At 74.2% G+C, this 26,740-nt stretch carries 24 protein-coding genes and 2 pseudogenes; 13 read left to right on the forward strand and 13 right to left on the reverse strand.

Annotated features, from left to right (window positions below):
- Positions 1 to 57 precede the first annotated feature (57 nt).
- On the reverse strand, positions 58 to 1,068 hold the full coding sequence (locus ACIGFK_RS18265) for a hypothetical protein (RefSeq protein ID WP_400052592.1): 1,011 nt from the start codon (positions 1,066 to 1,068) through the stop codon (positions 58 to 60).
- A gap of 60 nt (positions 1,069 to 1,128) precedes the next feature.
- Positions 1,129 to 1,809 (reverse strand): HAD family hydrolase, encoded by a 681-nt coding sequence (locus ACIGFK_RS18270; RefSeq protein ID WP_376658649.1) that lies wholly within the window; start codon positions 1,807 to 1,809, stop codon positions 1,129 to 1,131.
- Between the two features lie 189 nt (positions 1,810 to 1,998).
- Here ACIGFK_RS18270 and ACIGFK_RS18275 point away from each other — a divergent pair, with 189 nt between their 5' ends.
- Complete coding sequence (locus ACIGFK_RS18275) at positions 1,999 to 2,412, forward strand: ATP-binding protein (protein WP_376658648.1); 414 nt, start codon at positions 1,999 to 2,001, stop codon at positions 2,410 to 2,412.
- A 134-nt stretch (positions 2,413 to 2,546) separates the two neighbouring features.
- The gene (locus tag ACIGFK_RS18280; RefSeq protein WP_400052594.1) at positions 2,547 to 3,308 is read left to right on the forward strand and encodes a carbonic anhydrase; all 762 of its coding nucleotides are present in this window, start codon (positions 2,547 to 2,549) and stop codon (positions 3,306 to 3,308) included.
- A 65-nt stretch (positions 3,309 to 3,373) separates the two neighbouring features.
- On the opposite strand, the gene ACIGFK_RS18285 is transcribed toward ACIGFK_RS18280, so the two are convergent.
- Positions 3,374 to 3,613, reverse strand: coding sequence for a chaplin (locus ACIGFK_RS18285; protein WP_376658646.1), 240 nt, complete (start codon positions 3,611 to 3,613; stop codon positions 3,374 to 3,376).
- Between the two features lie 183 nt (positions 3,614 to 3,796).
- Here ACIGFK_RS18285 and ACIGFK_RS18290 point away from each other — a divergent pair, with 183 nt between their 5' ends.
- Both ACIGFK_RS18290 and ACIGFK_RS18295 read left to right on the forward strand, forming a co-directional pair.
- Positions 3,797 to 4,147, forward strand: coding sequence for an ArsR/SmtB family transcription factor (locus ACIGFK_RS18290; RefSeq protein ID WP_376658645.1), 351 nt, complete (start codon positions 3,797 to 3,799; stop codon positions 4,145 to 4,147).
- Positions 4,148 to 4,307: 160 nt separating this feature from the next.
- A complete protein-coding gene (locus ACIGFK_RS18295; protein ID WP_376658657.1) occupies positions 4,308 to 5,543 on the forward strand; it encodes an MFS transporter in 1,236 nt (411 codons plus the stop codon).
- Between the two features lie 8 nt (positions 5,544 to 5,551).
- Here ACIGFK_RS18295 and ACIGFK_RS18300 read toward each other — a convergent pair whose 3' ends face one another.
- Positions 5,552 to 6,208, reverse strand: a complete 657-nt coding sequence (locus ACIGFK_RS18300) for a DUF1326 domain-containing protein (protein ID WP_400052597.1) — start codon at positions 6,206 to 6,208, stop codon at positions 5,552 to 5,554.
- Between the two features lie 129 nt (positions 6,209 to 6,337).
- Between ACIGFK_RS18300 and ACIGFK_RS18305 the strand changes: the two genes are divergently transcribed.
- Genes ACIGFK_RS18305 through ACIGFK_RS18325 form a run of 5 tightly spaced genes read left to right on the forward strand, consistent with a single transcriptional unit; the run spans position 6,338 to position 10,362 of the window.
- Positions 6,338 to 7,177, forward strand: coding sequence for a DUF2182 domain-containing protein (locus ACIGFK_RS18305; RefSeq protein WP_376658643.1), 840 nt, complete (start codon positions 6,338 to 6,340; stop codon positions 7,175 to 7,177).
- 13 nt (positions 7,178 to 7,190) lie between these two features.
- Positions 7,191 to 7,391: a DUF5988 family protein gene (locus tag ACIGFK_RS18310; protein ID WP_376658642.1), complete on the forward strand. Its 201-nt coding sequence runs from the start codon at positions 7,191 to 7,193 to the stop codon at positions 7,389 to 7,391.
- Positions 7,392 to 7,444: 53 nt separating this feature from the next.
- Positions 7,445 to 7,825 carry a hypothetical protein gene (locus ACIGFK_RS18315; protein ID WP_386467726.1) on the forward strand — a complete coding sequence of 127 codons (381 nt, stop codon included), beginning with the start codon at positions 7,445 to 7,447 and terminating at the stop codon, positions 7,823 to 7,825.
- Between the two features lie 51 nt (positions 7,826 to 7,876).
- Positions 7,877 to 9,058, forward strand: coding sequence for a PLP-dependent cysteine synthase family protein (locus ACIGFK_RS18320; protein WP_400052600.1), 1,182 nt, complete (start codon positions 7,877 to 7,879; stop codon positions 9,056 to 9,058).
- A complete protein-coding gene (locus ACIGFK_RS18325; protein WP_376658639.1) occupies positions 9,058 to 10,362 on the forward strand; it encodes an MFS transporter in 1,305 nt (434 codons plus the stop codon). Before ACIGFK_RS18320 ends, ACIGFK_RS18325 begins: the two co-directional genes overlap by 1 nt.
- Before the next feature lie 165 nt (positions 10,363 to 10,527).
- Here ACIGFK_RS18325 and ACIGFK_RS18330 read toward each other — a convergent pair.
- Positions 10,528 to 10,974: pseudogene (locus ACIGFK_RS18330) on the reverse strand (beta-galactosidase); the annotation flags it as partial.
- Between the two features lie 198 nt (positions 10,975 to 11,172).
- Positions 11,173 to 12,189: a hydroxyacid dehydrogenase gene (locus ACIGFK_RS18335; protein WP_376658638.1), complete on the reverse strand. Its 1,017-nt coding sequence runs from the start codon at positions 12,187 to 12,189 to the stop codon at positions 11,173 to 11,175.
- A 172-nt stretch (positions 12,190 to 12,361) separates the two neighbouring features.
- Here ACIGFK_RS18335 and ACIGFK_RS18340 point away from each other — a divergent pair, with 172 nt between their 5' ends.
- Positions 12,362 to 13,552 (forward strand): MFS transporter, encoded by a 1,191-nt coding sequence (locus ACIGFK_RS18340; RefSeq protein WP_400052602.1) that lies wholly within the window; start codon positions 12,362 to 12,364, stop codon positions 13,550 to 13,552.
- A gap of 114 nt (positions 13,553 to 13,666) precedes the next feature.
- Positions 13,667 to 14,008 carry a DUF3040 domain-containing protein gene (locus ACIGFK_RS18345; protein ID WP_386467734.1) on the forward strand — a complete coding sequence of 114 codons (342 nt, stop codon included), beginning with the start codon at positions 13,667 to 13,669 and terminating at the stop codon, positions 14,006 to 14,008.
- Positions 14,009 to 14,047: 39 nt separating this feature from the next.
- Here ACIGFK_RS18345 and ACIGFK_RS18350 read toward each other — a convergent pair whose 3' ends face one another.
- The 5 genes from ACIGFK_RS18350 to ACIGFK_RS18370 form a co-directional block, all read right to left on the reverse strand.
- On the reverse strand, positions 14,048 to 14,350 hold the full coding sequence (locus tag ACIGFK_RS18350) for a putative quinol monooxygenase (protein WP_376658635.1): 303 nt from the start codon (positions 14,348 to 14,350) through the stop codon (positions 14,048 to 14,050).
- Between the two features lie 88 nt (positions 14,351 to 14,438).
- Positions 14,439 to 15,305, reverse strand: coding sequence for a geranyl diphosphate 2-C-methyltransferase (locus tag ACIGFK_RS18355; RefSeq protein ID WP_376658634.1), 867 nt, complete (start codon positions 15,303 to 15,305; stop codon positions 14,439 to 14,441).
- A 15-nt stretch (positions 15,306 to 15,320) separates the two neighbouring features.
- Positions 15,321 to 16,718, reverse strand: coding sequence for a family 2 encapsulin nanocompartment cargo protein terpene cyclase (locus ACIGFK_RS18360; RefSeq protein WP_400052604.1), 1,398 nt, complete (start codon positions 16,716 to 16,718; stop codon positions 15,321 to 15,323).
- Between the two features lie 172 nt (positions 16,719 to 16,890).
- Positions 16,891 to 18,303: a family 2B encapsulin nanocompartment shell protein gene (locus tag ACIGFK_RS18365; protein ID WP_376658632.1), complete on the reverse strand. Its 1,413-nt coding sequence runs from the start codon at positions 18,301 to 18,303 to the stop codon at positions 16,891 to 16,893.
- A gap of 384 nt (positions 18,304 to 18,687) precedes the next feature.
- Positions 18,688 to 19,341, reverse strand: a complete 654-nt coding sequence (locus ACIGFK_RS18370) for a nucleoside/nucleotide kinase family protein (RefSeq protein ID WP_400052619.1) — start codon at positions 19,339 to 19,341, stop codon at positions 18,688 to 18,690.
- 96 nt (positions 19,342 to 19,437) lie between these two features.
- On the opposite strand from ACIGFK_RS18370, the gene ACIGFK_RS18375 reads away from it, so the two are divergent.
- Both ACIGFK_RS18375 and ACIGFK_RS18380 read left to right on the forward strand, forming a co-directional pair.
- Positions 19,438 to 24,204, forward strand: coding sequence for a hypothetical protein (locus tag ACIGFK_RS18375; protein WP_400052607.1), 4,767 nt, complete (start codon positions 19,438 to 19,440; stop codon positions 24,202 to 24,204).
- A 113-nt stretch (positions 24,205 to 24,317) separates the two neighbouring features.
- Positions 24,318 to 25,163 (forward strand): VOC family protein, encoded by an 846-nt coding sequence (locus ACIGFK_RS18380; protein WP_386467741.1) that lies wholly within the window; start codon positions 24,318 to 24,320, stop codon positions 25,161 to 25,163.
- A 27-nt stretch (positions 25,164 to 25,190) separates the two neighbouring features.
- Here ACIGFK_RS18380 and ACIGFK_RS18385 read toward each other — a convergent pair whose 3' ends face one another.
- Both ACIGFK_RS18385 and ACIGFK_RS18390 read right to left on the reverse strand, forming a co-directional pair.
- Positions 25,191 to 26,483, reverse strand: a complete 1,293-nt coding sequence (locus ACIGFK_RS18385) for a cytochrome P450 (protein ID WP_376658629.1) — start codon at positions 26,481 to 26,483, stop codon at positions 25,191 to 25,193.
- Positions 26,484 to 26,515: 32 nt separating this feature from the next.
- Positions 26,516 to 26,740, reverse strand: a pseudogene (locus tag ACIGFK_RS18390) (hypothetical protein); the annotation flags it as partial.

Below are 26,740 nucleotides of genomic sequence, written 5' to 3' on the forward strand. Positions count from 1 at the left end.
CCGCCGCCGGTCCGGACCGACCCCCTTCCCGGTCCGGCGGCGGAGCGGTTCCGCGTGTCACTTCTTGGCGGGCTGCACCTTGGCGAACCAGGACGCGGCTTCCGCCGCGTCCAGCACCCGGTCCAGCACCAGGTCGCCCCGCATGCCGGGGAAGAAGCGCCCCGCCGGCCAGGTGCGCTGGTACGGCGGGGCATCGAGGACGAGGAGGCGGGTGCCGTCGACGAGGGGCACGTCGGTCGGGTCGCCCTCGTTGAAGATCCAGGTGCCGTCCGGGGCGACCAGGTTGAAGGACCCCTCCGTGGCGACCTGCCCCGGCGCATCCGTGCAGACGGCGATTTCCCCGGCCGACGGGGCGCGGCCCGGTAGGTGCTTCCCTCCGATGAGCACGCCCGCGAGCAGGGTGTGCAGCTGGAAGTTGTCGCCGATTCCGCTCATGCGCAGGGCGTAGCCGGTTCCGGTGGCGCGGTGCAGGACGACGAGCGGTTCGTCGTCCAGTACGCGCAGCGCGTACGCCAGGCACTTGAACTCGTGGCCGGAGGCCTCGGCGACCCGCCCCACGGCTTCGAGGAGCTCCGCCGTCCCTTCGGACTTCCGCCGTACGGCCGGGTCGTTGAGCATGGCGACGCACGCCATCTCCCACTGGGGCAGGGTGAACCAGCCCATCGCGGGCTCGAGGCCGGTCCGCCCGATGATCTCCTCGGTGGGCTCGTCGCCCAGGTCCGGCAGCTCGCCCCCGCCCGTGTCCGCCCAGCGGGCGCAGAAGTCCTCCGCGGCCGCGAAGGCCTCGCGGGCCGAGGCGAGGATCCAGGGCGCGCACGCCGACGCGTCCGCGCCGCGTTCCACACACGCCCCGGCGATCACGGCGACCGTGGCCCGGGGCCCGTGCGGCACCGACGGCAGCAGCGCCGCCAGCCGTGGTCCGGCCTCCTGGAACGCCCGGTCCCCGGCCTTCGCGCTGGTCTGCCGGAGTCGCCCGAACGCCTGCTCCGCCGCCGCCTGGTCCTGCGCGTGCACGGCGTTCTCGAAATCGCCGACGGCGGCAAGGAACTTCTTCTTCCCGAATATCATCCGCACATACTGCAGCACCGCCCGATCCGGCGAATGCCCAGGTCACGCCCCGTGGACGGGTCAGCCCGCAGCGGTCACGAGGCCCGGCAGCTCGCGCATGTCGTGGAACACGACCGTGCCGGCGCCCTCGAGGCGTTCGGCCGGGGTGAGGCCGCCCGCGTAGCCGAACGCCCGCATGCCCGCGGCCCGGGCGGCCTCGACGCCCGGACGGCTGTCCTCGACCACCACGCAGGCCGCCGGGTCGACGCCCATCCGCTGGGCGGCGTACAGGAACAGGTCCGGGGCCGGCTTGCCCCGGGCGACTTCGGTCGCGCTGTGGATGCGGCCCGCGAAGCGTTCGTAGAGGCCGGTGCGGCCGAGGGTGTGGCGCATCTTGTCGTGGGAGCCGCTTGAGGCGATGCAGGTCGGCAGGGTGAGGGCGTCGAGCGCCTCGGGCAGTCCGTCGACCGGGGACAGGCCCTCGTCCACCGCCACGCGGTGGAGCTCTTCGAACCGCTGCGACCACAGCGCCGCCGTGTCGTCGCCGAGCCGCTCCGCGATCTGCTCGCGGATGGAAGCGTGGGAGCGTCCGAGGAACCGGTCGACGACCTCCTGCTCGGTCAGCGGCCACCCCAGTTCCGCTCCCAGGGTCACCTGTACGCGTACCGCTATGCGTTCGCTGTCGACGAGCACTCCGTCGCAGTCGAATATCACGAGCTCAACGGGCTTCATGGGCTTCACTTGCTTGCCGGGCTTGATCATCTCCGCAGGATAGGGCCGGCCCCGCGGGCTGGCCGCTTCCGGTGGCGATGGGATCACGTGCGGCTGCATCGGCCGTGCGGGCGGGCCGGGGTCGGCCGAAATGCCGATGGGCCGGAGGGGCGGCGCCTGGGAAGCTTGTCCGGGGGCCGGTCCGATACCACCGATTCCTCGCCGGACAGGAGCTGCACCGTGCTCGTCCTCGATTCCTCACGTGCGGACACCGCACGCGCCCGTCACGCCGCCGCCCGGTACCTGCGGGCCAGGTGCCCGTGGGTCGACCCGGACGACGTACTCCTCGTCGTCAGCGAACTCCTCGGGAACGCGGTCCGGCACACCGACGACGGCCGGTGGCGGCTGCGGATGAGCTGCCCGGCAGGCTCGCTCGTCGTCGAGGTGTACGACCACAGCAGCGCCCGGCCCGTGCCGCGGGAGGGGGACCCCGACGACGGGGGCGGCTTCGGCTGGGGCATCGCCGAGCAGCTGACCTCCTCGCTGACCGTCCTGCCGCATGCCGTCGGCAAGTCCGTACAGGCGGTGTGGTCCGCCGCCCCGGTGGCGGAGTGCGGCGAACAGTCACCCTCGACACCGGTCCTCGCGGCATGACTTGACCCCGTCGCCCCGCCGTCGCGACCACATGCTGAGAGGATCTCGTCCTCATCCGGCCTGCGACGAGCGGTTCGCGCCATTGTGGCCGTCAGATCAACTGAACACGGGAAAAAGCGGGTTACGGTCCCGCCATGTCTTCGAACATACGGACCGTCGACACCCCCACCCCTGCCCCCGCGCCCGCCCCGAGTCGCCGCACCCTGCTGCGCACCGCCGTGGCGGGCACGGCGGTCGCCGGTGCGGGCCTGGCCTTCGGTACGGCCTCCCCCGCCTCCGCCGCCTCGCGGGAGGCCGAGAGCACGGAGCGGATCACCACTCCCGCGCAGGCGCTGCGCCGGCTGGCGGCGGGCAACGAGCGCTGGCGCACCCTGCGCCAGGAACACCCGCACGAGTCCGCGTACTTGCGCCGCCGGCTCGTCGACGGCCAGCAGCCCTTCGCCGTCGTGCTGGGCTGCATCGACTCCCGGGTCCCGCCGGAGCTGGTCTTCGACCAGGGGCTGGGCGACCTCATGACCGTGCGCTCGGCGGGCGAGGTGCTGGACGAAGCGGTGCTCGGGAGCGTCGCCTACGGCGTCCTCGAACTGCACATCCCCCTGGTCATGGTCCTGGCCCACCAGTCCTGCGGCGCCGTCGCCGCGGCCGTCCACGCCGACGAGACCCACGAACCGCTCCCGGCGCACATCCAGTACCTGGCCGATCAGATACGGCCGTCCATCGACCGCAGCCAGAACGGGGCCGCCCGCATCGACGCCACGATCAACGCGAACGTACGGAGCGTGCGCAACAGGCTGGCGGCCGATCCCGACATCGCGGCGAAGGTGGCCTCGGGCGGACTGGCCGTGGTCGCGGCCCGCTACGACCTCCGCGACCAGCGCGTCCGCACCCTCGGCTAGGCCGCACGTGCGGCTCGCCCCGGCCGTGGCGCGGGCCGGGGCGAGCCGGGTCGTGACGGTGGGCGTCAGGCGTTGACGCAGGTGTTGGCGGCGGCCGGGTTGAGGGCGCCGACCAGGTTCACGGTGTTGCCGCAGATGTTGATCGGGATGTGGATCGGGACCTGGACCACGTTGCCCGACAGCACGCCCGGCGAGCCCACCGCGAACCCTTCGGCGTTGGCGTCGGCCGAGGCCACGGACGCACCGCCGATGACCACGAGACCGGCCGCCAGGGCAAGACCCGCGCTCTTCCACATACGCAACATGTGACATCTCCTCGCAACGACACAGCGGAGCCGGAGCACCGCACGGCCCCGAGCGGGGCCGACCCCTGTTCCTTCGGCAGCCGACGGCCGCGAGCCCCTGTCCGGGCCGCCGGGTTCCCTCGAAGAGGTGGCCGGCACCCCTCCGTTCGGAGGCACCGGCGCCCCCGCCCGTACGATGTCCGCATGAGTGAGGGCATGCACCTGGCAGGTGCGCGGGATGCGCAGCGGCAGGGTGCCCGGCTGGAGACCGCCGCGTCCGTGCTGGCCCTGCTCTCCGACCGCACCCGGCTGGCGCTGCTCGACGAGCTGGGCCGGGGCGAGGCGGACGTCACCACCCTCACCGAGGCGTGCGGTGCGGCTCGGCCCTCCGTCAGTCAGCACCTCGCGAAGCTCCGGCTCGCCGGCCTGGTCACCGCCCGCAAGGACGGGCGGCGCGTGGTGTACGCCCTGCGCCACGGGCACCTCCGGCGGCTGGTGGACGAGGCGCTGAACGTCGCGGACCACCAGCTCGACTCCCTTCCCCCGCACGACTGAGGCCCGCAAGGGGCGGCCCGACGGGCAGCACGGCAGGCAGCCGGCAGGCAGCCCGGCAGGCAGCCCGGCAGGCCCTTCACCCAATACGTGCACAGGTGCGCACATGTTGGCTACGATGGGCTCCTCCCAGCGACCCGCCGACAGGGAACGGGGCCCGCCGATGCTCTCCGTATGGCGCAACCGCACCTACCGCCGCCTGTTCACCGCCCACGCGGTCGCCCTCACCGGCACCGGACTCGCGACGGTCGCACTGAGCCTGCTCGCCTACGACCTGGCCGGGGAGCGGGCCGCGGCGGTGCTCGGGACCGCGCTGGCGGTCAAGATGATCGCCTACGTCGCCATCGCCCCCGTGGCCTGCGCCGTCGCGTGCCGCATCCCGCGCCGGACCCTGCTGGTGGCGACGGACCTGGTCCGGGCGGCAGTCGCGCTCGCCCTGCCGTTCGTGACGGAGATCTGGCAGGTGTACGTCCTGGTCTTCGTCCTCCAGTCGGCCTCGGCCGCCTTCACGCCCGCCTTCCAGGCCACCGTCCCCGCCCTCTTCCCCTCCGAGCGGGACTACACCCGGGCCCTGTCGACGATCCGGCTCGCGTACGACCTGGAGAGCCTGTTCAGTCCGGCCCTGGCCGCGGCCCTGCTCACCCTGGTCTCCTACGACTGGCTGTTCGCCGGGACGGTGCTCGGCTTCCTCGCCTCCGCCGCCCTGATCCTGTCCGCCGTCGTGCCCGGCCCCGGCCGGGCCGGGGCCGGTGCCAGGGCCCGCTCCGGGGCCTCGTACGGCGTCCGCCTGTTCCTGGGCACCGCCCGGCTGCGGGCCCTGCTCGCCCTGGACCTCGCGGTGGCCGCCGCCGGAGCGATCGTCTTCGTGGACACCGTCGTACTGGTCCGCGACCACCTGGGCAGGCCGGCGAGCGCCGTTCCCCTGGCCCTGGGCGCGTACGGGGCCGGCTCCATGCTCACCGCGCTGCTCCTGCCCCGGCTGCTGCGCCGCTTCGCCGACCGCGCCGTGATGCTCCCGGCCGGCTTCGCCCTCCCCGCCGTCCTCGCCGGGGTCGTCGCACTCACCGCCACCGCCCCCGGCCCCTGGTCCTGGCCCGCCCTGCTGGCCGCGTGGGCCGCCGTCGGCGCCGCCTGCTCGGCCGTCCTGACCCCGGGCGGCCGCGTGATCCGCGACTGCGCCGAGGACGCCGACCTGCCCGCCGCGTTCGCCGCCCAGTTCTCGCTGTCCCACGGCTGCTGGCTGCTCACCTACCCGCTCGCCGGATGGCTCGCCGCGGGCGCCGGCCTCCCCGTCACCGCAGCCGTCCTCGGCGCGGTGTCCCTGGCCGCGGCCACCGCAGCGCTCCTCGTCTGGCCGGCCGCGTCCCCGCTTCCGGCGGCCGTCCGCCAGCCCGCCTAGGCGGGCCGTCAGTCGTCGGGGCCGCTCCAGTCGAAGGGGATGTGCTTGCTCGACTGGCCCTCGCGGTTCCACTGGAAGCCGAACGCGTCGGCCCGGTCCGCCGTCGACCGGCCCCAGGTCACGACCTGGCCCGGCCCGGTCTCGCAGCCCGGCATGTTCACCGACTGGACGCGTGCGCCCTCCGGTGTCGTCGGACCGTCGAGCGCCACGGCCCCGGCCTCCACCCGGCCGGGCACCGAGGCCCGCCATCCGCCGAGGTCCGCATCGACCTCGATCCGGACCGGGGCGAAGTCCATGCCCCGCATCTCGGGGCCGAGCGTGCCCACCAGCTGCGCGGGCCAGCCGCCCGCCTGGCCGCCGAAGATCATCTGAAGGGCCGCGCGCTGCGCGTCGTCCGCGCGCTCGTCGAAGAAGACCGCCGCGTACGCGTCGGAGTGCTCGCCCCACACGTTGCCCACGAACGAGCCGAGCATCAGCACGTTGAGCCCGTCGAGCGGCACGTCTCCGTAGGTCCCCTCGTTGACGTGCCAGGCCAGCACGCCGTCACACTCCCCGAAGGTGGGCAGCTGCGCGAAGGTGCAGGGGCAGGGGACGTTGCACCTGCACGTATCGAACCAGTCCCCTGCAACGTGCCAACTCGGAACGGTCACCGTGGTCTCGGACATGGTCCCGCCTCCTCAGCAGGTCCCCCGGACCATTGTCCGCCCGGAACGGCGGGCGGACCAGGCCGGCCGGGCACCTGCCGCGATTCTGTGCTGTGCTGGAGATGTCCTCGCGCGTTCGGGAGGAGTGCCATGCCGCACGTCCGACTGGCGCCGCCGGCCCCCACCGGGCCGGGCGTCCTCCTGCCCAGGCGCGAACTGGCGGCCGCCTGGATCCTGCTGACCGTGCTCGCCGCACTGGCGTGGGCGCTGACGGCCGCACAGTCCCGCGAGATGGGCACGGGCACCGGCACGATGGGCATCGCGCTGCTGCCGTTCCTGGTGCTGTGGGTGGTCATGATGGCGGCGATGATGCTGCCCTCGGTGGCGCCGGTCGCCCTCACCTGGGCGGGGGCGATCCGCCGTACGTCCTCGGGCCCGGTCCGGGCCGTCCGGACCGCCGGGTTCCTCGTCGGCTACCTCCTCGCCTGGACCGCGTTCGGGCTGGTCGCCTACGGGCTGCTCACGCTGACCGACCGGCTGCTCGCCGACCACCCGGGCGCGGGCCGCTGGATCGGCGCGGCCGCCTTCCTGCTGGCGGCGGTCCAGCAGTTCGGGCCCCTGAAGTCGGTGTGCCTGCGGCACTGCCGCAGCCCCATGTTCCAGCTGCTGCGGTACTCGCGCTTCCGGCCCTGGGCCAGGGACCTGCGCGTGGGGGTGCACCACGGGACGTACTGCGTCGGCTGCTGCTGGGGGCTGATGATCGTTCTGATTCCGCTCGGGGTGATGAACCTGGCCGCCATGGCCGCACTGGCCGCCGTGATCTTCCTGGAGAAGCTGTGGCGGCAGGGCCCGTGGCTCGCCTGGGCGGTCGGCGCCGTCTTCCTGGTCCTGGCGGTGCTCGCGCCGTTCCAGGACTGGGTGCTCCCGGGCCTTCAGACGTCGGATCCGTCGATGGACATGGACCGGATGCTGGACTGGACACACTGGTGAGAGGACTGACGACATGGCGAACAAGGCACGGCTCGAAGGCGGACCGGACGACCTGCCCGAGCGGACCGTCCCCGTCCCCCCCGCCGGCGAGGACCTGAAGATCCCGCACCGCGGCGGCTACGAGCACTTCCGCAGCACGTCGCGGACCCAGGACGGCCCCGAGGGCCCGCAGCCCGTCTACGAGTGGTGGGAGCGTACGGAAATCGCCGAATGATGTTGACCGATTTGCAGACGGTCATCACGTGACGGAGACGCTACGATCACGGCATGGTCACAGCCCGCACCCGCCCAGGCACGCCCTGGGTCCGCGGTGTGCTGCTGGCCGTCCTCACCGCGCTGCTCTTCGCTGCGTTCCACTGCTCCACCTATCCGCACGGCGACGGCGCCGGGCACACCGCCTACACCGCCTCGGCCGGGCACGAGGAACCCGCCCACACGGAGCACGGTTCCGCCTGCGCCGTACCCGCGCTGACCCCGCAGGCCCAGGCAGGCGCCCAGGGAACGGTGGCGGCGGACCTCGCACTCCCCGTCGCCGGTGCCGATGCGGCCGCGGCGCCGTACCCGGCCGCAGCGCCCCGCTCCGCACTCTCCCCGATAGACCGGTCCGGCCGCTCCACGCTGACCGGCGTGTGTCGATGGCGCGTATAGGCCGCTCCCGGCGAGCGAGCACCTGACGCATCTTCGACCGAGAGCGGAAAAATGCATACATCGATCACCGACCTGTCGTCCATGACGCCCCCTGCCCGCACGGCCCTGACCGGGCTCGTCGGCAACACGCCCCTGCTCCGCGTGTCGGAGCCCCTCGCCCCGGCGGGGCGCGGCTTCTGGGCGAAGCTGGAGGGATTCAATCCGGGCGGCATCAAGGACCGCCCCGGCCTCCACATGGTCGAACGCGCCCGCGCCCGCGGCGATCTGGAGCCCGGGGCGCGGATCATCGAGTCCACGAGCGGCACCCTCGGCCTGGGCCTCGCGCTGGCCGGACTGGTCTACGGACATCCGGTCACCCTGGTCACCGACCCGGGCCTGGAGTCGTCGATGACCCGGCTGCTGACCGCGTACGGGGCCCAGGTCACCGTGGTGTCCGAGCCGCACCCGGCCGGCGGCTGGCAGCAGGCCCGCCGCGACCGGGTCGCCCGGCTGCTGGAGCGGCATCCGGGGTCGTGGTGCCCGGACCAGTACAACAACCCGGACAACACCACCGCGTACACCCCCCTCGCCCTGGAACTGGCCACCGGGATGGGCCGCATCGACGTCCTGGTGTGCAGCGTCGGCACCGGCGGACACTCGGCGGGCGTCTCCCGGATCCTGCGCCGGCTCTACCCCGGCCTGACACTGGTGGGCGTGGACACCGTGGGGTCCACCATCTTCGGCCAGCCCGCCCGGACCCGGCTGATGCGCGGCCTCGGGTCGAGCATCTACCCCCGCAACGTCGCCTACGAGCAGTTCTCCGAGGTGCACTGGGTGGCTCCGGCCGAGGCCGTGTGGGCCTGCCGCCGGCTCGCGGCGTCCCACTACGCCACGGGCGGCTGGAGCGTCGGCGCGGTGGCGCTCGTGGCCGGCTGGCTGGCCCGCACCCTGCCTGCGGACACCCGGATCGCCGCCGTCTTCCCGGACGGGCCGCAGCGCTACCTGAGCACCGTGTACGACGACGACTACTGCGCGGCCCACGGTCTGCTCGACGCTCCCCCGGCCGCCGAACCCGACACGATCGGGCGGCTGGACGAGAAGGAGGTCACGCGCTGGACCCGCTGCGGGACCGTCGTCGACCCGCTCACGCTCGGCCAGGAGGCGGAGGAGACGGCAGAGGCGGCAGAGGCGGCAGAGGCGGCGGGGAACGGCCCGGTCGCGCAGGCCGCGCACGACGCGGAGGAAAGGGCCTGATGGCGGGCACGATCGCACAGGTCCGCTCCTACGAGCCCGCTGTCCGGCTCCTGATGCTCAACCAGTTCACCATCAACCTCGGCTTCTACATGCTCATGCCCTATCTGGCCGCCCACCTGGCGGGCCCGCTGGGGCTCGCGGGCTGGACCGTCGGGCTGATCCTCGGCGTACGCAACTTCAGCCAGCAGGGCATGTTCCTGATCGGCGGGACCCTCGCCGACCGGTTCGGCTACAAGCCGATGATCATCACCGGGCTGGCGCTGCGCACGGCCGGATTCGCGACCCTCGGGCTGGTCGACTCCGTGCCCGCCCTCATCGGCGCCTCCGCCGCGACGGGGCTGGCCGGGGCGCTGTTCAACCCGGCCACCCGCGCCTATCTGGCCGTGGACGCGGGCGAACGCAGGGTGGAGGCGTTCGCCCTGTTCAACGTCTTCTACCAGGCGGGCATCCTGCTGGGGCCGCTGGTGGGCATGGTGCTGACGGGGGTCGTCGACTTCGGCGTCACCTGCCTGGCCGCCGCGGGGATCTTCGCCGTGCTCGGCCTCGTGCAGATCCGGGCCCTGCCCGCGCGCAGGGGGGAGGCCGCGTCAAAGGGAGGCGGCCGGCGCGACAGCGTGCTCGGGCAGTGGCGCGGGATCCTCGCCAACCGCCCGTTCCTGCTCTTCTCCGTGGCCATGATCGGCTCGTACGTCCTGACCTTCCAGGTCTACCTGGCGCTGCCGCTGGAGGTCCGGCGCCTGGGCGGCGGGGGCGCGGGCGGCACGGCTGCGGTGGCGGTGCTGTTCGCCGTGTCGGGGCTGAGCACGATCCTGTTCCAGACCGGGGTGACCGCCTGGTGCAAGGCCCGTATGGAGCCGGGCCGGGCGCTGGTCCTGGGGCTGCTCGCGATGGCGGCGGCCTTCCTGCCCCTGCTCGCCGCGACGGCGGTTCCGGTGCCGGGCGGCGGGGTGGGGCGGTGGCTGCTGGCGTCGGTGCCCCCCGCGCTGGCCGCCCTGCTGCTCGCGCTGGGCACGATGATCGCGTACCCCTTCGAGATGGACACCATCGTCCGGCTCTCCGGCGACCGGCTGGTGGCGACGCACTACGGCCTCTACAACACCGTCTGCGGGGTCGGCATCGCGCTCGGCAACCTGCTCACGGGAGCGGCGCTGGACGCGGCCCGGGCTGCCGGTGTGTCCGCGCTGCCGTGGCTGGCGCTGTCCGCCCTGGGGCTGGGGTGCGCCGCAGCCCTGTACGGGCTCCAGCGGACGGGCCGCCTCGCGGCGCCCGTCGTCACCGCGCGGGCGGGAGGGGTGAGCGTCTGACCCGGGAGCGCCGTCAGCCCTGCCGCCCCGGCGCGGGGGCCGGATCTCCGAGCGAGGGCTCGGCCCGGATCGCCAGGGCGGCGGGGCCGGCGCCGTCCAGTTCCAGGACGACGATCTCGTTGCGGCCCGGCCGCAGCAGGGGCCAGGGCAGGAGGTGACGGTGGGCGCGTGCGCGCCGTCGTGGCCGGGGCCGCCGCGGTTGGCTCCGGCCCAGGTCCCGAAGTTGGTTCCGCCGTGCGCCATGTAGACGTTCACCGAGGCTCCGGCGGCGAGCATCCGGTCCAGCACGCCGGCCGCGTCCGCCGCGTCGCGGGTGGTGTGCTGCTCGCCCCAGTGGTCGAACCAGCCGTTCCAGTACTCCATGCAGAACGGCGGTTCCTGCGGGCGGAGTTCGGCGAGGGCCTCGAAGGCGCCTTGGGGTCGCTGCCGAAGTTCACGGTGGCCGGCACGCCGGGCAGGGGTGCCTCCGGTGAGCATGTGGGCCTCCGGGCCGTCGGAGGTGAACAGCGGTACGCCGATGCCCCGCCGCACCAGCCCGTCGGCCAGGTACCGCAGATAGGCCCGGTCGGAGCCGTACGAGCCGCGCGGAGCATCCCGAGCCGGTGCGGTCACTGCTCGGGCAGCACCCGGAAGCAGTGCAGCGCGCCGGAGAGCACCCGGTGGGGGCGCCCGTCGAGGAGGAAGCCGCCGGGAGTGACGTCGAACCGGTGCATCCGCGGTGCTCTCCTCGCGGTCGAGCCGAACGTCGGGAACGATCGATCGGCCCGAGTATCGCCGACCCGGCCGCCCTGCCGGAAGGCTCCGTGGCGGTCAGGCGGTGCGGTCGAGTTCCTCGCGGCGGACCCCGTGCAGGAAGGGCAGGCCCGAGGCGTAGCGGGCGATCTCCCCGATCGCCGCATCGGCCGTGCGGTGCAGTTCGTTGCCGAGCGATCCGGCGATGTGCGGGGTGAGCAGCACGTTGGGCAGGTCGTACAGGGGTGAATCGGCCGGCAGGACCTCCGGCTCCGTGACGTCGATGACCGCCTGGATCCGCCCGGTGGCCAGCTCCTCGGTGAGGGCGGCCTGTTCGACCAGCGAACCCCGGGCGGTGTTGATCAGGGTGGCGCCGTCGCGCATCAGCGCCAGCCGCCGGCGGTCGATCATCGACCGGGTCTCCGGCAGGGCCGGCGCGTGCAGGCTGACCACGTCGGAGATCCGGCAGAGCTCGTCCAGGCCCACGCCCCGCACCCCGAGGGCCTCGGCCTGGTCCGGTGTCAGATACGGGTCGTGGACGACGGGTTCGAGATCGTACGGGCGCAGCAGCTCGATCACCCGGCGCCCGATCCGTGAGGCACCGACGATGCCGACGGTCCGGCGGTAGTTGCCCGCGTGGCCGTACCGCAGGTGCCAGTCGCGCCCGGCGCCGCGGAGGCTGCGGTACTCGTCGCGGAGCTGGAGCACCCGCTTGTTGGAGAGCAGGACCATGGCCACGGTGTACTCGGCCACCGGCAGGGAGTTGGCCCGGGCGGCGGAGGACACGGTGATGCCGCGTTCCCAGCAGGCCTCCGTGACGAAGTGCTTGACCGAACCGCCGGCGTGGACCACCGCTCCCAGGCGGGGAGCGGCCGCGAGCGCGGCGGCGTCGATGACGGGTGCTCCCCAGAAGGTGAGCAGGATCTCCGCCTCCGCCAGCACCGCCGCCACCCCGGGTCCTCCGAAGTCGTCGGCGACGATCTGGGGATCGAGCCGGGCCACCGCCCGGAGCCGGCGGAGCGCGGCTTCGTCCAGGAGGCGGGGTACGAGCTCGGGGGCCATCGACAGCAGGACCCTCGGGCGGCGTTCGGGCATCCGGGTGCTCCTTGCGGCTGGGTGGGCCGCGCCGACTCTATGAACCCGTGATCCGACCGTCAAGATCCGTCGATCGCCCGCGGCCATCCGATCGAAACGGTCGCGGAGTGCGGCGGCGCGCCGGATACGGCCCGTCCCGTCCCGGGCGGCGCGCGGGGTTACGGTCTGCGCCATGGACGGTGATCGCCAAGGGTGGCGGCAGTGCGTGCTCGGCGGGGCGGTGTTCGCCGTGTGCATGGCGGGCACCACGCTCCCGACCCCCCTCTACGGCCTCTACCAGGAGAAATTCGGATTCTCCGAGCTGACGGTGACCGTGGTGTACGCCGTGTACGCCTTCGGGGTCATCGGCGCGCTGCTGCTGGCGGGCAACGCCTCGGACACCGTGGGCCGGCGGCCGGTGCTGCTGGCGGGCCTGGGCTTCGCGGCGGCGAGCGCGGTGTGCTTCCTGTGCGCCACCGGGCTCGACTGGCTGTACGCGGGCCGGCTGCTCTCCGGGCTGTCCGCCGGCCTGTTCACCGGCGCGGCGACCGCGTACGTGATGGAGCTGGCACCGGAACACGGCGCCTCCCGGGCCACGTTCGTGGCGACGGCCGCCAACATGGGCGGCCTGGGGTGCGGCCCGCTCATCGCAGGGGTCCTCGCGCAGTACGCCCCGTGGCCGCTCTACCTGCCGTTCGCCTTCCACCTGGCGCTGGTGGCCTGCTCCGCGGCCGTCCTGCTGACGCTCCCGGAAACGGTTCGGGCCCGGCGGCCGTGGAGCGCCGTGCGACCGCAGCGGCCCGGCCTGCCCGCGCAGGTGCGGGCGGCATTCGCACCGGCGGCGATCGCCTCCTTCGCCGGCTTCGCCCTGTTCGGGGTGTTCACCTCGGTCAGCCCCGCGTTCCTCGCCCAGTCCCTGGACGTGCACAACCGCGCCCTGACCGGGCTCGTCGTCGCACTCGCCTTCTTCTCCTCGACCGCGGGGCAGCTCGCCGTCGGCCGGATCGGGGTGGGACGGTCGCTGCCCCTGGGCTGCATCGGGCTCTTCACCGGCCTGGCGCTGCTCGCGGGTGCGCTGCGGTGGGACCTGCTCGCGCTGGTGGTGCTGAGCGCAGTGGTGGGCGGGGTCGGGCAGGGCCTGGCGTTCCGCGGGGCGCTCGCTGCGGTGGCCGCCGCCTCCCCCGCGGACCGGCGCGCCGCCGTGATCTCCACCCTGTTCGTGGTGGCGTACGCGGGCATCTCCGTACCCGTGATCGGCGTGGGGCTGCTGGTCGGGCCGATCGGGCTGGAGAGCGCTGGGCTGGTCTTCATCGCCTGCATGGCGGCCCTGGTGACGACCGCGTTCGGCTACTTGCTGCGGCATCCGGTGCGGGCGGCGGCCTGACGGGCGGACGCGCCGGCCGGCGTGCTCCCTCGCCCCGCGGTTGCCGGTGGCACGTGTAAACGGTCCACAATGGGTACTCGCAGAGCAGGCAGCACCGAGTCTCGGGAGGTGGCCATGGACGGCCCCGAGCTCTCCCGGCAGGAGCGGATGATCCTCGAAGACATGGAGGCCCGGCTTCGGACCGATCCGGTCCTCGACCGCAGACTGCGCACGCTGCGCCGCGGCATCAGGCCATGGACGGGTTCCCTGAGCGACGGGCTCGTGCTGTGCGCGTGCCTGCTCTCGCTGGCCTCCGTGGCGGCGTTCCTCAGGGCCGCGACCTCGACCTCGCCGGCCGGCATCGTGACCTTCGCGGTCCTGTGGGTGCCCACCGCGGCCTGCCTGCTCGGACTGCTGTGCCGATGGAGCCGCGCGACGCTGGCGGGGCGGGCCGGCCGCAGGAAGGACGGACCGTGACGGGTCCCGCCGCTGCCGGCGGGGACCCGCCTTCCGGGATCAGGCCAGCGGGTCCGCGGCGAGCGCGATGACCTCGGCGGGGCCCGCGCGGAACGCGGGGCTAGCGGCATCGGCTTCGATCATGTGCGGAGTGGCGTCGTGCGCGGCCAGGGCCTCCTCCGACGCCCACCGCTCGATGAGGACGAAGCGGTCGGGATCGCCGCTGACCTGGTGCATGTCGTACTGCAGGCACCCCTCTTCGGCCCGCACGAGCGGGGCGAGGCCCTCGAACGCGGCGATCTGCTCCCGGCCCCGGCCCGGAAGCGTCGTGATGAGGATGACGAGTTTCACCGGCTGCGACATGAGCCGCATCCTAGCCAGCTCCCGTCCGTACATGATCAAGGGGGCCGGTTCCGTCCGGTGACGGGCCCGGCCCTCCCGGTGAGCGGGGTCAGACGCGGTCGGCCGCGATCAGGACGTACTGGAACGAGCCGTCCTTGTAGGAGTTGATGAAGGCCTCTTCGATTCCGGTGACCAGGGAGGACGTGGCCCGCAGCTCCCAGTAGGGCAGGGTGTCGGGGGTCAGGTCGATGACGGCCTGGGGCACGAGGCGGTTGTCGGCCATGGCGCGCAGGTACTCGCGGCGGGAGTGGATGTTGCACTCGAAGTGCGCGTTGATCTGGGAGACCCACTTCGAGGGCTGGCCGTAACGCGGGTTCCAGCACCCGGTGATGGTCACGTAGCGGCCGCCGACCGCGAGGACCCGGGAGTGCTCGGCGAAGAGGTCGTGGAGGTCGACGTACATGCTCGACTCGTTGTTCCACGACGCGGCGGCATGGCCGGTCTCGAAGGGCGTGCTGAGCATGTTGCAGACGCGGGCGCGGACGGAGTCCTCGATGCCGAGCTCACGGGCGCGGTTGTTGGCGAAGTCGGCCTGCTTGGCCGACAGGGTGACGCCCTCGACCTTGCATCCGAAGCGCTGGTGGGCCATGACCATCGAACCGCCGCGGCCGCAGCCGGCGTCCACGAGGGTGTCGTCGCGGCCGACGGGGCCGAGGTGGTCCAGGAGCAGTTCGGCCTGGGCCGACTCCAGCCGGTGCAGCTCCGCGATCAGCTTCTTCTCGTATGTGCTGTCCGCGGTGTCGCCGAGGGCGGCGTGGTCGACGTCACCGATGCCGTAGTGGTGGTGGTAAAGGCCGTCGACGTCACCCAGGCGCAGGTTGACGGGGCGGGCCTCGTTGTTCCAGTAACGGGCGATGTCCCCCTGGTAGGCCGTGGCCGGGGCAGGAATGAAGGCGGAAAGATCAGTGCTGGTCATGAAAGTGTCCCATCCTTACCAGAAGTCGGGCAGGCTGTATCGGTAGGTGTTCGTCTGGTGCCAGTAGTGGTTGCCGTCGACCCACACGGCCACTCCCCGCAGGAAGCGCAGCACGCTGGGGGCGGGGCAGGCCGCGGCCAGGGCGGCGGCCTCGGATTCGAAGTCGTGCATGAGGTCGTTGTGGACCTCGACCGCCTTGAGGTAGGCCTCCTGGTCGGAGAGGCCCTCACGCTCGGCGATCACCACCGGCAGGTTCAAGTGCTTTCCGGGAGAGGCCAGTTCCTTAGTGTACGAGTAGAGGTCGTTCACGATCGTCGTGGCGTTCCCGGCGAGCGCGAGGACCCGCTGCATGGCGGGCTGGGCGTGGAGGTCCGCCGGCAGTTCGTAGCCGCCGACGGTGTCCGTGATGGTGGGGCAGGGGCGGAAGTTGTTGAACTGGCGCATCGCCAGGTACTCCCACACCTCCGGCACGTGGTCGGTCTGGGCCCAGGCGGCCTCGGCGAGGTATCCCATGTGCAGCCGGGCCATGTCGTGCCGGAACCGGTCGGCCTGGGACGGGGTGGACTGCCGGACGAAGTACTCCATGGCGGAGCGGTAGGCGCGCCGCGGGGCGTCCGCGCGGAGCGACTCCTCCCACTGCGGGTGGTACTCCTTCGTCGTGTGCAGGGGGTCGAGCGCGGTGTGGGCCAGCAGGAGGCGTCCGCCGAGGCCGATCGGCGAGCCCCCGTGGTCCTCGCAGTAGCAGTCGTCGACCGCGTTCTCGGCGACCATCAGCCGGGTGGCGATCATCAGGTGCTCGATGCCGGGGGCGTCCGGATGGCAGGCGACCATGTAGCGCCCGACGGAGAAGCCGTCGAACTGGTCCTCCCAGTCCTCCGGGTAGAGCTCGACCTCCTCCAGCGCCCAGGCCTTGATCCTGCGGCTGACCTCCTCCACCCGCAGCGGGTCGGGCTCCGGCACCGGGTGGTGGTAGAGGCCCGGAATCGGACGGCCCGCCGCCGGCTCCGGCGGCTCCGGGGCCTGCGGTACCGGTGGCTCAGCGCGCCGGACCAGGCTCAGCGCCGCCGTGCCGAGGCCGCTGGGGCCGCGCAGGATCCGCTCCATGGCCGGGCTCGGCCCGTCGGGTACGGGGACGCCGGCGGGGACCGCCTCCGGGGCGGAGGCCCGGCCGAAGGGCAGGGTCGGCGCGGACGGCAGGGCGCCGGCGGGGCGGACGGGGGCGCCGACGGCCGGGGCCTCGGCGGGGGCCTGTGCTCCGGCCACCGCTTCGGCCACCGCGTCCGCTGCGGCTCCGGCCACCGCCTCGGCCTGGGCTACGGCTGCCGCTTCGGCCGCGGCGAGGACGTGGGCCCCGAAGCGGGCCGCAGCCGAGGGCAGGCCCGACTGCAGAGGGGAAGGCCCGGGAACGGGCATCCGTTGCTCCTTGGTGAAGTGGTTGGGCGTCCCGGATCCCGGGCATGCTCGGCGGCCGGTCCCCTGGGGCCTGTCGTCGACTCCCGTCGTCGCCCGCGGGGCAGACGGGAGTCCGACGACAGGACCCAGAGCCGGGTCCGCCGTGGCGACGGCCGTGCGGGCCGCCGTACTGCTAGTCGCGCCTGCGGGCGATCTGTACGTTCTCCAGCACGCCGAGCGCGTCGGGCACCAGGATCGCGGCGGAGTAGTAGGTGGTGACCAGGTACGAGATGATCGCCTGCTCGTTGATGCCCATGAAGCGCACCGACAGGCCCGGCTCGTACTCCTCCGGCAGACCGGTCTGGCGCAGACCGATGACGCCCTGGTTGTCCTCGCCGGTTCGCATGGCGATGATCGAGCTGGTGTTCTCCCTGCTGATCGGGATCTTGTTGCAGGGCAGGATCGGGACCCCGCGCCAGGCCGGGACGGACTGCCCGCCGACGTCGACGTGGTCCGGGTAGAGCCCGCGGGCGTTGAGCTCGCGCCCGATCGCCGCGATGGTCTTGGGGTGGGCCAGGAAGAGCTTGGTACCGCGGCGGCGGCAGAGCAGCTCGTCGAGGTCGTCCGGGGTGGGCGGGCCGGAGTGGGTCTGGATCCGCTGCTTGAAGTCGGCGTTGTGGAGCAGGCCGAACTCCCGGTTGTTGACGAGCTCGTGCTCCTGGCGCTCCCGCAGCGCCTCGATGGTCAGCCGGAGTTGCTCCTCCGTCTGGTTCATCGGCCCGTTGTAGAGGTCGGCGACCCTCGTGTGGACCCGCAGCACGGTCTGCGCGATGGAGAGTTCGTACTCGCGCGGCTTGAGTTCGTAGTCGACGAAGGCGCCGGGCAGTTCGGCCTCGCCGGTGTGGCCGGCCGACATCGCGATCTCGGCCTCGCCGTGCTTGTTCTGGCGCTGCTGGGGCAGCGAGCTGAACCGGTGGATGTGCGTCTGGAGGCTCGGCGCCGCGGACAGCACGGAGGCGAAGTCGGCACGGGACAGCGTGAGCAGGGTACCGGGGGTCTCGGCCGTGGCGGTGTAGTCCCAGCCGGCGTCGCCGTCCAGCAGGGCGTTCTCGCCGAAGCGGTCGCCGTCGGCGAGTACGGCGACGGACACCTCGTCGCCGTACTTGCCGACGGTGGTCTGGCTGATCCGGCCGTGGGCGATCAGGTGGATGTGCTCGGCGGGGGCGCCGCGCTGGACCAGCACCTCACCGGCCCGGAACTCACGCTGGACGCACCGGCCGGCGAGCTCGGTCAGCACGTCCACGTCGTCGAAGCCGCGCAACAGGGCGAGTTCGCCGAGCTCGCGGGGGATCACACGGACGTTGGCGCCGTCCTGGACGAAGTCGATGCGCCCGTCGCCGACGGTGTAGCTGAGCCGACGGTTGACCCGGTAGGCGCCGCCCTTGGTCTCCACCCAGGGGAGCATCTTCAGCAGCCAGCGGGAGGTGATCTCCTGCATCTGCGGGGCGGACTTGGTCGTGGTGGCAAGGTTGCGGGCGGCAGCCGTGCTCAGGCTGGACTGCGGGGATGGGTCCAGCTGCGCTTCCGGGCTGGCGTCAACGGTCATCGGACGAGCTCTCCTTCTCAAGGGCGGCGATCGGCGCACGGCACGTCACCGTGAAAAGAGGAAAAAGGGGGGCGAATATCTGGGAATCCGTCCAGATCCGTGGGAACACTAGCGGCACGGGCGGCCGGATGACCTTGGAGAGCCGTCCGCATTACCTCGATGCAGTGATCTTGTCCGGGACGGGGTTTGACACGGATTCCGACGGCATTCGGACAGGGCCGAGGGCCCGGCCGTGCCCCGCACACCGCGGACGTCCGCCCGCCGGAGCGCCCACCTGTGGATTCCGGTGAACGCGCCCTCGCCCCCTCGGCCCGGTGGGAGCCGAATCCCGCCACACGCGCGCCGGAGCGGCAGGCTGTGCCCCTGGAGGGGGTGGTGGCGGGATCAGCCGGCGTCGACGACGAGGTCGGCGCGGTGGCGGCCCGCGGCGACGAGACGGGCGTTCGGCTCGTCCGAGCGGGCCACCCAGGCACGCGCGTACTCCGGGTCCTTGCCGTGGCGTACGTGCCGCTCGACCAGGCGCCGGACCCGCAGCTCCTCCGCCGGGGCGAGGAACCAGGCCTCGTCGAGCAGCGGCCGGACCGTGGCCCACTCCCCCGCGTCGTGCAGCAGGTAGTTCCCTTCGGTGATCACCAGCGGTACCTCCGGGACGACGGGGATGCTGCCCGCGACCGGCTCCTCGAGGGAGCGGTCGAAGGCGGGTGCGTACACGGTGGCCCCGTCGGATCCGCGCAGCCGGCGCAGCAGGGCGAGGTACCCGGCGACGTCGAAGGTGTCCGGGGCGCCCTTGCGGTCCGCCCGCCCGAGCCTGACCAGTTCGGCCTGGGCGAGGTGGAACCCGTCCATCGGGACCACCACGGCCGTCTCCGGCCCGAGCGCCTCGGCGAGCAGGGCGGCCAGCGTCGACTTGCCGGCCCCCGGCGGCCCGGCGATGCCGAGGATCCGCCGGGTTCCCCCGCCGCCCCGGCCTCCCCGGACTCCCCGGCCTCCCCGGGCGGCCAGGGAGGCCGCTCTCGCCACCAGTTCCGTCGTCGTCAGCACCCGGACATCCTGCCCGAGTCCGCCTGCCGGCGGGGCGGGGGCAGGGCAGAGGCCTCAGGGGTGCTGTCGGAGGGGCGTGCGACGATCCGGAACATGATCGCCTCGCTCGCCGCCCTGTTGCCCGCCGCCGGCACGCACACGTCGACCACCTATGCCGACTGGGTCGCCGCGCACGATCCGGACGCCGAGCCGATCGCGCGCGGTCTGATCGACGACATGCGCTCCGAGCTGGGCCGGCTCCGGACCAGGCCCGGCGGGTTCGTCGACGCGATGGCCGTACGGGCACGGCGGCTGCCGCCGGCCCATCTCCCGTGGTTCTGGGACACCGTCGGGCACCGGCTGATCGGTCACGGGAGCCGGCCGGGCGGGCGTGCCTATGCGGCCGCCCGGGCGGCGGAGGCGCAGCACGGGCTGCCGGTGGACGCGGAGTACCGGCGGGCCAACGCGCTGCTGTTCGCCGAGGGCGGGGCGATGCCGGCCAGGGAGTTCGGGGCCCATCAGCGGTTCCTCGCCGAGACGTTGGATCCGGCCGCGGCGCACGCGGCGCTGGACGCGTTCCTGACCGTGTGGGCGGGCTCGTCCGCGGATCTGCCGGCGGATCTGGTGCGCCGGGTGCGGGCCTCCGCCAAGGCGGCGGGCCACGGGGACGAGGAGGTCGCGCGGCTGGTGGGCGCGATCCTGTCGGTGACCCGGAAGAAGTCGGTCCCGGACGCGCTGCTGACCGCCGCGGGCCCGGTCCTGACGGCCCGTCCGCCGGCGGAGGAGACCGCGGCCGGGCTGGTGGAGGTGTTCCCGGACGGGGCCACCGACGGCGGGGCCTGGCTGCGGCTGCTGATCGGCTGCGGCGCGGCGGAAGCGATGGAGTCGGGCCGGGTGGTGCCGCAGGGCGGGCTGCACGGGTGGGTCGGGAACTTCGTACGCATGTACCAGTACGCGGTCCGGTCCGGCGGCGGGGCCGGGCGGCAGCCCCTGCCGGAGGAGTTCCTCGGCCTGGTCGGCCGGTTGGGGCCGAGGCTGCGGGCGGCGGGCGCCCCGGTCACGGTGCACACCACCCGCCACCGCTGGCAGGGCTTCGACGCGGACGTCCTGGACGCCTGCCTGGCGGCCGGGGTCCCGGTCGTCGACCCGGGCCCCGAGGTCCGCATGCACTTCTGGGGCGAGCGCTCCCGGCGGGACCTGGCCGCACTGGCCGCCGACCCGGCGTTCGGCCCCCGGCTGGAGGGGACCGTGCACGCGGGCCTGCTCCCGGACCGGCCGGCGCCCCGCAGCCGCCGGGCCGGGTCCGCGGTGACGCTGCTGCCGGGCAACGAGGGCATCGCGAACGAGGTGGCCGGGCGGGTCGGCAAGCTCGTCGACACGGTGGCGGGCGGCGGCATGGCGGGGGCCGAGGAGGCCGTGGCCGAGCTGGAGACGCTGCTGGACCGGCCTACGGTGTCCGCGCTCGGCGGGGTCTGCGACGCCCTCGCCGGGGCCGGCGCGGCGGGCGCGCTGCGGCGCTCGCTGGCGGCCGGCCTCCCGGAGGAACTGGCATGGCCGGGCCTGGAGTCGGTGTACGCGGAGTTCGCCGCCGACGCCGGGGCCGGGGAGGCGGACCGGACGCTGCCGGGCGTGGCGGGGGTGACCTCCACCTGGCCGGTGCTGACGGTGTTCGGGCGCGACCGGGCGGTCGCCGTCTCCCCCGACGGGGTGCGCGGTTCGTGCCGGTTCACGGTGCCCGACGGGGCGACCATGTACGCCGTCCACTACGTCGGCGGATCCTTCCTGGTGAGCTGGACCCTTGAGCGCAGTCCGTACCACTGCGACACCGCAGTCTGGGCGGAGCGTCCCGAAGAGCCCTTCACCCCGGACGAGTTGAGCGGGCTGGTGCCGTTCGGCGGGAGCCTGGACGGGGCGTACGGCTTCCAGTTCGAGACCGCCGACGGCGGCGGGCGGCACGGCGGCCTGTCGGTGCTGCGCCCGGGCGGCACCGGGGGCATCGACGGTGCCGAGCTGCAGCTCGGCGACGGCTCCCGGATCTGGACCAACGCCGTCTTCGGCGACCGGCCTTGGGAGGAGGTGGACCCGGTCACCGGGGAGCGGCGGGGTGCGTCGGCGCTGCCGGACTTCCCGGGCCGCCCCGCGGACGCCGGTCCGGCCGCGGAACCGTCCGGGGCCTGCATGGCCCTGGCCCGCGAGGCCCTGCAGCTGGCGCCGCTGCCCGCCGGGTTGTCCGGCTCCCCGCTGGGCTGCCGGGACGGCCTCGTCGGGACCCGGGTGCTGTTCCGCACCGGGCACCGCGACGCCGCGCCCCACCACTACCTGGTGGAGAGCGTGGACGGGCGCAGCGCCCGCTTCGACGTCGACCGGCCGGGACAGGAGCCCTGGGGGCTGTGGTCCCCGCCGGAGGGTGCGGTGGAGGACGTGGTCCTCGCCGAGGCCAAGACCCGTACCGGAGTGCGCGCCTACACCGCCGACGGCGTGCTGCTGTGGGAGCTGGACGGGCACCACTCGCCCCGCCATCCCCGGGTAACACCGGTCCGCCGCGTCACCGCTTCGGGAGGCGTGGCCCTGCCGCCGGCCTTCTGGTACCTGCTGCGGACCCGGGACGCGGCCGGTTCGCGGGCGCTGCGGACCGTAGGGCGGTCGAGTGCGGACGCCCTGCTGACGGCCGCGCTCGAGGCAACGGCCGTCGACGGCACGGCGGCCCTTCGTGCTGCCGTGGCACGGGAGTTGCCGGAGATCACCGACCCGGTACTGGCCGAGGCCGTCGTGGCGGTGGCCGTGCGGGCCGCCCGGGTGGAGGAGCGGCGGCGCGCCCTGCACCGGCGCGTCGTCCTCCTCTCCGAGGTCCCGCCCGCCCTGCCCCGCCGGTCCGCGCCGGACACCGAGCTGATGCCCGCACTGTTCGGGCTGGTGTCGGACGGGGAGCGCGCAACGGGGCGGCCCGCCCCGGAGGTGCCCCTGCCCGCCACGCTGTCCGCGCTCGCGGCCGACGGCGCCTGCCTCGCCGGGACCGTCGTCGAGGAGGTGCGGCGGGCCTCGCCGCCCGCGCCGCCGCACGACTGGTCGCAGCTGCTCGGCACGATCGACGCCGCGGCCTGGCGGGCGGCCGTGGCGCCGACCCCGGATGCGGAGCGGGGGGCGCTGCTGGCGCTCCTGGACACCTGGGCCGACCAGCCGTTCGCCCGTGCGGGCAGCGCCTGGTGGGTGGGCCGTGCCGACGGCACCGCGGCCCTGGAGGCGCTGCGGGCCGGCGGGACCGCCGTGGCGTCCGCGCCCGTACGGGACGGAGGTTCGCCGCAGTGGTTCGTGGCCCCCGCCGCCGAGGAGCGGGACGACGACCCGGTCCCGGCCGCGGCCGGGCAGGCGCGGCTGGTCCGGGTGGAGCGGGACGACGCCGGCCGCCTCCGGGCCCTGGTGGCGGCGGTCGAGGCGCACGGGCCGGTCCCGGTGCCGGAGGCCGCGTCGGCGCGCTTCGCCGAACTGACCGGCGTGCGCAGGGCCGTGGCCCGGCTCGTGGTGGCCGGTCTGGTCGGCCGGCCCGGCCGGGACGAGACCCGCTCCCTGGCGGGCAAGGCCCCCTACAAGGCGACCCCGATGACGGCCGAGTCGTACGAGCGGCTGCTCCGGCGGCTCGGAGCCGCCGGCCGGCGCGCCCTGCTGGCCGCGGCGATGCCCGGGGATCCGGCGGAGCTGTGGCGGCCGGGCGGGGTCCTGGCGGCCGTGGAGCGCATGGCAGGGGTGTGGCAGGACCTCCTGGGCACCCTCCCGGCCGTGCACGACGGGGCGGCCGACGCCCTGGAGGGCGAGCTGGGCCTCTCGGAGGTGTGGGCGCGGCGGCTTGCGGGCGGCTACGAGGCGGCCGAGGAGACGACGGTGCCCGCGGTCGGCTGGGAGCTGGCGGCGACCGCGTACGGCACCGGGGTGGAGGTCAGGGCCGTGCCGGCGGCCGGGCCCGCGCTTCGGTACGGAACTCCGGTGGGGCTCCGGCTCGGGGAGATCGCGAGCGCGCTGGTGTGGGCGTGGACGGACCGGCCCGTCGGAGATCCCGCGGTGGCCGGCGCGACGGCCCTGTACGAGCGGCTCCACGCGGAGCTGGCCCGTCCCGAGCTGCTGCTGGCACTGCCCGGCGGGCGGGTCCACGACTCGCCCACGCCGTTCGCCGAGCGGTTCGGGCCCGGGCGGCTGCCCGTGGCGATGGACCGCCGCAAGGAGGAGGATCCGGCTCCGGTGACGGCGTACGACTCCGGCCCGCTGGTGGTGTGCGCGCCGGGAGGCGACGCCTTCCTGCGGCCCTCGGCGGTCACCGGCCCCGAGGTGTGGCAGCGGATGCGCGGGGTCACCGGCCTCGCGGAGGCCCTGGACCGGGTGGCGCCGCTGCTGGCCGGCGGCGGGCTGGAGCGGATGATGCTCCGGGCGGGCTCGGGGGCGGTACCGGCGGGCGCGTACGAGGCTGATCCGCGGCAGTCCTGCCCGGAGCTGGTCACGCGGGTGGCGGCGGAGCTCGGCACGGGGGCGGACGCCGCAGCGCTGTACCTCCAGATCGCGACGCTGGCCGCGCCCACCGACCGGAACGTACGGCGGTGGAACGGCTGGACGGCCAAGCGGCACACCCAGGTCGGGGCGGAGCTCCTGGCCACCGGCGCGGTGCTGGAGGCCAAGCGGGCCCGGGCGGGCCGGAGCCTGTTCCTGCCCGGGGAGTGGACCGAGCTGAAGGCCCCGCACCTGCCGCTGGAGACCGTGAAACTGCAGAGCCACCGGGTGCGCCCGCTGTGGCGGGGCCGGATCGAGTCCCCGTTCGGCCGGGTGCTGCCGACGGCGCCGCTGCACGAGATGTTCGCCGGGGCCTGGGCCCGGCGGGGCGGTGGCTGCGGCGGGTGACGTCCCCTGCGCTGTACGCGCCGAACGATCCTCGCAGAACCCGCCGAAGCGGATGAACGGTCACAATACGACCAGGAGCAATTCCGTGAGCGCGGGACGAGAGGAGGCTGCCCATGGTGCTGGTGGCAGCGGATGTGCCGGGTGCGCCGTGCTGGCTGAGTCTGATGGCGCGCGATCTTCAGGCTGCGGAGCGCTTCTACGGGGCCGTCCTCGGGTGGACCTTCCGGCGGGGCGTCTTCGGGCGGGCGTCCTCGGTGGCCGAGCTGGACGGCGTGGCGGTGGCGGGGATCGGGGCGATGGCCGGGGAAATGGCCGCACCCGTGGCATGGACGGTGTACTTCGCCGTCACCGACGCCGATGCGGCCGTGGCCGGGATCCGCGAGCGCGGCGGCACGGTCGGGGTGGGGCCCGTGTCCTATCCGCCCCGCGGCCGGGCGGCCCTCGCCACCGACCCCGAGGGCGCCGCCTTCGGCGTCTGGGAGGGAGAGGCCCTGTCCGAGTGGCGCGTGGGCGAGGGCGGGGCACCCGCATGGGTGGAACTGCACACCCGCAACGCCTTCGACGCGGCCGTCTTCTACGGCGAGGTCCTGGAGTGGGTCGCGCACGAGGACGGGGACGAGGGCGAGGAGGAGAACGAGCACGCCGACTGCTGCGAGGTCTCCTACGAGGAGGACCAGGTGGTCCTGCGGCGCGGGGGCCAGGCGGTCACCCGTCTGAACAGCGGACCGGTCGAGACCTCCGCCGACAAGCCGATGCTGCGGCCCCGCTGGCTGGTCCACTTCAAGGTCCCGGACCTGAAGGAGGCCCAGCGGGCGGTCGTCGAGCACGGCGGCACCATCGTCCCGGAGGTCGGCGGGTGGGCCGGCGGTGATCGCGTGACGGTGTGCGATCCGGACGGCGGCCTGTTCACGCTCGACGAGTCTCCGGCCGCCGCGGGATCCCGCTCCACGGCGAGCTGACGCCGGCCCCGTCCCCCTGCGCGGCGCTCAGCGGCGGCTGCCGCCGACCGCCTGCCGCCCCCGGTCGCCGACCGACCGGGGTTCGACCCCGACGGCGAAGCCGCTGCGGGGCCGGGTCGGGATCCGGCTCAGCGGGATGGACAGGTCCTGTTGCGGTACGGCGAGGTCCAGGCGGGCCAGCGCCGGCGACAGCGTGCCGAGCAGGGCGAGCGTGATGTCCTCGCCGGGGCACCGGTGGCCGGTCCGGACGTCGCCGCCGCCCTGGGGGACGAGTGCGCCGCGGCCGGGTTCACGGCCCAGGAAGCGCCCGGGGTCGAAGTGGTACGGCCGTGCCCAGATCTCCGGGTCGTGGTGCTGCCCGTACACGTCGAGGAGCAGGAGGGTCCCGGCGGGGATCCGGTCACCGGCGTAGGCGATCTCCTGGGCGGCCACGCCTCCGATGAAGGGCACGAAGGGGTAGAAGCGGCGGACCTCCTGGGCGAAGGCGAGGGCGTAGCCGGGGCCGTCCGTGCGCAGGTGGTCACGCTGGCCGGGGTGGCGGTGGAGTGCGTGTGCGGCGAAGGTGACGTACCAGGTCACCGCGACGGTCGGGCGGATGATGTTGAGGAGTTCGACGGCCGCCGTGTGGGGATCGAGCGGGGAACCGTCCGGATCGCGGTGCAGGGCGACCGTTTCCGCCACGGTGCGCGTACCGGACGCCGGCGGCCGGCGGTTCTCCGCGCGGATGCGGTCGACGGCGGCCATGAGCCCCTGTTCCTGGCGCTGCCGGGCGCGGCGGGCCCGGACGTGCCGGGGGCCCGCCGTGGCGAAGCCGTCCACCATCGCCACGCAGTCCTCGGCGATCTCACGGGCCGCGTCGTCCGGGACCGGCAGACCCGCCCAGTCGCACACCGCCCCCGCGAGCAGGGCGGCCACTTCGTCGAAGAGCACCACCCTGCGGTCCTCCCAGCCCTCCACGGCATCGCGCCAGCCGCTCTCGACCCGCGCCGTGAGGCCGCCGGTGCCCTCCGGTGACATGAGCAGCGAGACCAGCATCGCCTTGCGGCCCCGGTGCCCGGGCCCGTCGAGCGTGTGCACCGCTCCCCTGCCGAAGAGGGTGTCGACCACGGACCCCGGCAGGGCGCCGTGCCGCTGGACGCGGCTCTCGTCGTAGAAGAGCGGCACGGCGTCGGGGCCGTGCAGCAGTGCCGCGTGCCGTCCCATCAGGCGGGTGTGCACCACCGGCGCACCGTCATGGGCCCGGCGCAGGTCCGGGGCCCATGCGTAGCCGTGGGTCAGCAGGGACAGGGTGCTGTCGATGAGGTGACCGTGACCGGACATACCCGGCGCTTACCCGTCCCGGGGCCACGCAATCACCCTCCGGGGGGCTCGGCGGTACGGGGCGGCGCCCCCTGCGGGGCGGCGGCGCGGGGCCCGCTCCGGCCGCGCCGTACCCCTGCCGGGGGCTCGGCGGTACGAAGCTCGCTCCGGCCGGGCCGGGTGCCTGTGGCGCGGGATGCCTGCAGGGCCTGCTCCGGCCCGGCCGGGACCTTGTGGTGCGGCCCGTGCAGGGGCTCGGCGGTGTGTGGCTCGCTTCG

Origin of the sequence: Streptomyces sp. NPDC085524 (genome assembly GCF_044541755.1) — a bacterium.
In the GTDB taxonomy this organism is placed as follows: domain Bacteria; phylum Actinomycetota; class Actinomycetes; order Streptomycetales; family Streptomycetaceae; genus Streptomyces.